Origin of the sequence: Sphingomonas sp. Ant H11 (assembly GCF_000797515.1) — a bacterium.
Lineage (GTDB): Bacteria > Pseudomonadota > Alphaproteobacteria > Sphingomonadales > Sphingomonadaceae > Sphingomonas.
The window spans coordinates 1-5649 of the sequence record NZ_JSBN01000165.1 but is presented as its reverse complement, the minus strand read 5'-3'; the positions used below and the strand labels follow the sequence as shown (position 1 = coordinate 5649).

The 5649-nt window shown below is 64.4% G+C and carries 4 protein-coding genes and 1 pseudogene; all 5 read left to right on the top strand.

Annotation, left to right across the window (positions count from 1 at the left end; translation table 11 throughout):
• Nucleotides 1–341, top strand: a pseudogene (locus tag NW75_RS20720) (DNA replication/repair protein RecF); the annotation flags it as partial.
• A 159-nt stretch (nucleotides 342–500) separates the two neighbouring features.
• Complete coding sequence (locus tag NW75_RS20715; RefSeq protein ID WP_033967305.1) at nucleotides 501–734, top strand: hypothetical protein; 234 nt, start codon at nucleotides 501–503, stop codon at nucleotides 732–734.
• Nucleotides 727–1566, top strand: coding sequence for an SPFH domain-containing protein (locus NW75_RS20710; protein ID WP_171010458.1), 840 nt, complete (start codon nucleotides 727–729; stop codon nucleotides 1564–1566). The genes NW75_RS20715 and NW75_RS20710 overlap by 8 nt, the downstream gene beginning before the upstream one ends.
• An 87-nt stretch (nucleotides 1567–1653) precedes the next feature.
• The gene (gene gyrB / locus NW75_RS20705) at nucleotides 1654–4161 is read left to right on the top strand and encodes a DNA topoisomerase (ATP-hydrolyzing) subunit B (RefSeq protein ID WP_033967304.1); all 2508 of its coding nucleotides are present in this window, start codon (nucleotides 1654–1656) and stop codon (nucleotides 4159–4161) included.
• A 66-nt stretch (nucleotides 4162–4227) separates the two neighbouring features.
• A partial coding sequence (locus tag NW75_RS20700; RefSeq protein WP_197057903.1) for an MFS transporter occupies nucleotides 4228–5649 on the top strand: 1422 nt, incomplete at its 3' end.

Below are 5649 nucleotides of genomic sequence, written 5' to 3'. Positions count from 1 at the left end.
CGGCGGCGGCGGGCCGCGCGCTGGTCGGCCCGCATCGCAGCGATCTGGCGGTGACGCACCTCGGCAAGGGGCAAGCGGCGGCCTTGTGCTCGACCGGGGAACAGAAGGCGCTGCTGCTGGGGCTGATCCTCGCCCATGCGGGGCTCGTCGCGGAACGCACCGGCGCGCCACCGATCCTGCTGCTCGACGAAGTGGCCGCGCATCTCGACCCCATGCGCCGCGCGGCCTTGTTCGAGCGGCTGGCGGGCAGCGGGCAAGTGTGGATGACGGGCACCGAGCCTGCGCTGTTCGCCGAGCTTGATGGAGCGGCGGTGCGGCTGACGCTGGGCGCGGGCGGGTAACGGTACGGGAGGCCCAGCGGCTGCATCCACGATTGCGCGGCGTGCATCCCGATTGTCATTGTGTCGCACCCGTAACAGGCCGATATTCCCCCTCGCGCTTCCGATGAAGCGCTGCGGCCCCGGCATCCTATCGGGGGCGTTCCGGGGCAAAGCTCTTTCATGAAATCGCTGGATCTGTGGCTCGTCGGCTTCGGCTTGCGCTGCGCAGGGCTGCTCGTGTGCGAGCTCGCCTGTTTCGCGTTCGTCATCCCGACGCTGTTCAATTTGCATAGCGACGCGGCGGATGCCGCGGCCGCGCTGATCGCGCTCGTCGCGTTGGTGGCAGGCTTCCTGTCGGTCACCGCGCTGACGCGCGAATTCACTCTCCTCTTGCTGGACAAGGACCATGACTAAGTTCGTTCGTTTCGTGCCGCTGCTGCTGATCCCCCTAATTGCGATCGTGCCGATGAGTTCGTGCAGCCGGGTCGAGCCGGGGCATGTCGGCATCAAGGTGAGCAATTTCGGCAGTTCGGCGGGCGTGTCCGACCATGCGCTGGGCGTGGGCTGGTATTTCACGCCGGTCGGCACCAACATCTATGAATATCCGATCTACACCTCGACCTATGCCTGGACCAAATCCTCGACCGAACAGAGCGGCAATGATGAGGAGTTTCCGTTTCAGGATCGCAACGGGCTCAACCTGTCGGCGGACGTGTCGGTCGCGTATCGCGTCGACCCGGTGAAGGCGCCGATCCTCTTCCAGAAATACCGGATCGACATGGCCGGGATCGTCGCCGGGCCGCTGCGCAATGCGGTGCGCAGTGCGCTGAACGAGGAAGCGGCCGGGCTGGGGATCGAGGAGATTTACGGGCCCAAGAAGGCGGCGTTGCTGTCGGCGGTGCAGCGCGATGTCGCGCGCTATTTCGAGCCGGTCGGGCTGCATGTCGAGCAGCTCTATTGGGCGTCGAACATCCGCGTGCCGGATCAGGTGCTGAGCCAGATCAACACCAAGATCGCCAATGAACAGGCAGCGCTGGCAGCGCAGGCGAACGTCGCGACGGTCAAGGCCAATGCCGATGCGCGCATCGCCGATGCCGAGGGCAAGGCCAAGGCGTCGCAGATCGAAGGCGATGCGCTGCGCGCGAACCCCGCGATCCTGCGCCAGCGCGCGATCGAGAAATGGGACGGCAAGCTGCCGACCTATAGCGCCGGGAGCGGGCAATTGCCGTTCATTACCGAAAAATAGCCGTATCCGGCCCGGGGCTCTGCGCACCCCGGGCCGGGAAACGCCATTTTGCTTCCGTTTTCGCGTGCGCGACCGTATAGGCTTGGCATGGCAGAAGACCCCAATACCAACGATTATGGCGCTGACTCGATCAAGGTGCTCAAAGGCCTTGACGCGGTGCGCAAACGCCCCGGCATGTATATCGGCGATACCGACGACGGCTCCGGCCTCCACCACATGGTGTTCGAGGTGTCGGACAATGCAATCGACGAGGCTCTGGCCGGGCATTGCGACCGGATCGACATTACGCTGAACGCCGATGGATCGGTGTCGGTGGAAGATAATGGCCGCGGCATTCCGACCGGCATCCACACCGAGGAAGGCGTTTCGGCGGCCGAGGTCATCATGACCCAGCTCCACGCCGGTGGTAAGTTCGAGAACACGTCGGACGACAACGCCTATAAGGTGTCGGGCGGTCTGCACGGCGTCGGCGTGTCGGTGGTCAACGCGCTGTCCGAATGGCTCGATCTGACGATCTGGCGCGACGGACAGGAACATTATATGCGCTTCGCGTTCGGCGATGCGGTGGCACCGCTCAAGGTCGTGGGGCCAGCGCCGGGCCGCAAGGGCACGCGCGTCACCTTCTTCCCGAGCCCCGCCACCTTCAAGATCACCGAGTTCGATTTCGACAAGCTCGAACATCGCTATCGCGAGCTCGCTTTCCTCAATTCGGGCGTGCGGCTGTATCTCAACGATGCGCGCCACGAAGAGGTGAAGACGGTCGAGCTCTATTATGAAGGCGGCATCGCTGCGTTCGTGAAATATCTCGATCGCAACAAGATCCCGCTCATGCCCGAGCCGGTGGCGATTGCGGGCACGCGCGACGACGTGACGATCGACGTCGCGCTGGAGTGGAACGATTCGTATTACGAGAACGTCCTCGCCTTCACCAACAACATCCCGCAACGCGACGGCGGTACGCACATGGCGGCGTTCCGCGCGGCGATGACGCGCACGCTCAACAATTATGCCGAAAAGTCGGGGCTCCTGAAGAAGGAGAAGGTCACGCTGACCGGCGACGACATGCGCGAGGGGCTGACCGCGATCGTTTCGGTCAAGCTGCCCGACCCGAAATTCTCTTCGCAGACTAAGGACAAGCTGGTCTCGTCCGAAGTGCGCCAGCCGCTCGAAAGCCTGATGGCGGACAAGCTCGCCGAATGGCTCGAGGAAAATCCGGCGCACGGCAAGGCGATCGTCGCCAAGATCATCGACGCCGCTGCTGCGCGTGAAGCCGCCAAGAAGGCGCGCGAGCTGACGCGGCGCAAGGGCGTGATGGACATCGCGTCCCTCCCCGGCAAGCTGGCGGATTGCCAGGAGCGCGATCCGGCCAAGTCAGAACTGTTCCTGGTCGAAGGGGACTCGGCCGGCGGTTCGGCCAAGCAGGGCCGCGACCGGCATTTCCAGGCGATCCTCCCCTTGCGCGGCAAGATCCTGAACGTCGAGCGCGCGCGCTTCGACCGGATGCTGTCATCGAAGGAAATCGGTACGCTGATCCAGGCGATGGGCACCGGCATCGGGCGCGACGATTTCAACGTCGAGAAATTGCGCTACCACAAGATCGTCATCATGACCGACGCAGACGTCGACGGCGCGCATATCCGCACGCTGTTGCTGACGTTCTTCTATCGGCAGATGCCCGACATCATCACCAACGGGCACCTCTATATCGCGCAGCCGCCGCTGTATAAGGCGACGCGCGGGCGCTCCGAGGTCTACCTCAAGGACGATAACGCGCTCGACGACTATCTGGTCGAGAATGGCGTGGCGAGCACGGTGCTGGAAGGTGCTGGCGGATCGCGCTCGGGTGCCGATCTGCGTTCGCTCGTCGACCATGCGCGGCGGATGCGCACGCTGATGCGCTATGTGCCGCGGCGCTATGAGCCGACGATCGTCGAGGCGCTGGCCATGGGCGGTGCGCTCGATCCGGCGCTCGACCCCGAGGCGCGGCGTGCGGTGGTGGTGCAAGTGGTGCGCGGGCTCGATGCCGGTGATCCCGAGGCGCGCTGGTCGGCGCGGCTGGCCGACGATAGCGGTTTCCATGTCGAACGCGTGTGGCGCGGCGTGACCGATCGTCACACGATCGAGGGCGCGTTCCTGGGCTCGGCCGAGGCGCGCAAGCTCCATGCGCTCGCGGTCGAGCAGCAAGAGGCCTATGTCCAGACGGCGCGGATCGTGTCGAGCAAGGCCGCAGCGGCGGTGCAGGCCGAAGCCGATGCGGCGGCCGATGCCGCCGATGAAGAACCCGCAGCGCCGGCAGCGGTCGCCCCGTCCAAGGGCAGCACGATGGTCGCGCGGCCCTCGCAATTGCTCGAGGCGATTCTGGCGGCGGGGCGCAAGGGTCTCGCGATCCAGCGCTATAAGGGCCTGGGCGAAATGAATGCCGAGCAATTGTGGGAAACCACGCTCGACCCGCAAAACCGCTCGATGCTGCGCGTCGAGATCGAACAGGCCGATGTCGCCGACGAGATCTTCACGCGGTTGATGGGCGATGTGGTCGAGCCGCGACGCGAGTTCATCCAGGAGAACGCGCTGAGCGTCGCCAATCTGGACGTTTGATAGGCGAATTCCACCCCATGCGGCGGGGTGTTTGGGCGAGCGGTCGGGCAGGGAGCAGTTAGAGACGTGGCGGAATACGTCTTCAAACCGAATGAGCGCCCGACGCTGCCCGGCTCGCCCGCCAATCCGGAACATCCGCTGTCGCGGCATATCGGCTATTTCGCGGTGGGATGCCTGGTGGGGATCACCGGCGCGCTCGGCAATGCGCTGGTGCAGGTGAACCTCAATTTCGCGCAAGGCACGCTCGGGCTCAACACCAATGAGAGCGCGTGGCTGACCGCCGCTTATTACATGACGAATGTCACCGCGAATTTGCTGCTGGTGAAATACCGTCAACAATTCGGGTTGCAGTCGTTCATCCGCTACATGTTGCTTGCTTATGCGGCGACGACGCTGATGCATCTCTTCGTCCACGGTTTCTGGACCTCGGTGGCGGTGCGCGCGATGAGCGGAATCGCGGCGAGCGGCCTGTCGACGCTGACGCTGCTCTATCTGATGCAGTCGATGCCTGCGCCGAAGCGGCTGATCGGGGTGATGATGGGTATCAGCATCCCGCAACTGGCGACGCCGCTGGCGCGTGCTTTGTCGCCGCGGTTGCTCGAGTCGGGTGATTGGCATCATCTCTATTGGTTTGAACTGGCGCTGGCACTGGCCACACTCGCAGCGGTGATGGCGCTGCCCTTGCCGCCGAGCGAGCGCAGCAAGGCGTTCGAACCGCTCGACTTCCTCACCTTTGCGCTGCTCGCTCCGGGGTTGTGGCTGCTGATCGCTGTGCTGTCCGAAGGACGGATCGAATGGTGGACCGAGCGCGCCTGGATGGGATGGGCACTGGCGGGCAGCGTCGCGCTGGTCGCGGCGGCGCTGATCGTGGAGCATCACCGCGCCAGCCCGTTGATCAACACGCGCTGGCTCGGCACGCGCGAAATGCTGCGGCTGATGGCGATTGCCGCGTCGGTGCGCATTTTGCTGTCGGAACAGGCATTTGGCTCGATCGGCCTGTTGAATGCGGTCGGTCTGATCAACGACCAAATGGTCACGCTCAACCTGATCGTCGTGGCGGCCTCGATTGCGGGGCTGGTGGTGGCGATCTTCACGTTCGATCCACACAACGTAACGCGGCCGATCACAATCGCGATCATCCTGGTCGCCATCGCCGCGTTCATGGATTCAGATGCGACCAACCTGACACGCCCGAGCAACCTGTATTTGAGCCAGGCGATGATCGGCTTTGCGTCGCTGCTGTTCCTTGGCCAGGCGATGGTGATCGGCATCGCGCGCACGCTGCTGGCGGGCGGGCGCAATTTCGTGAGCTTCGTCGTGCTGTTCAGCCTCAGCCAGAGCGTTGGCGGGCTGGTCGGTACGGCGTTGCTGTCGACCTTTCAGGTGGTGCGCGAGAAATTTCATTCGAACATGTTGGTGCAGCATATCGTGGCGACGGATCCGTTGGTGGCGGCGCGGTTGCGCGCCGGGGCGGGGCGGGTTGGCCGG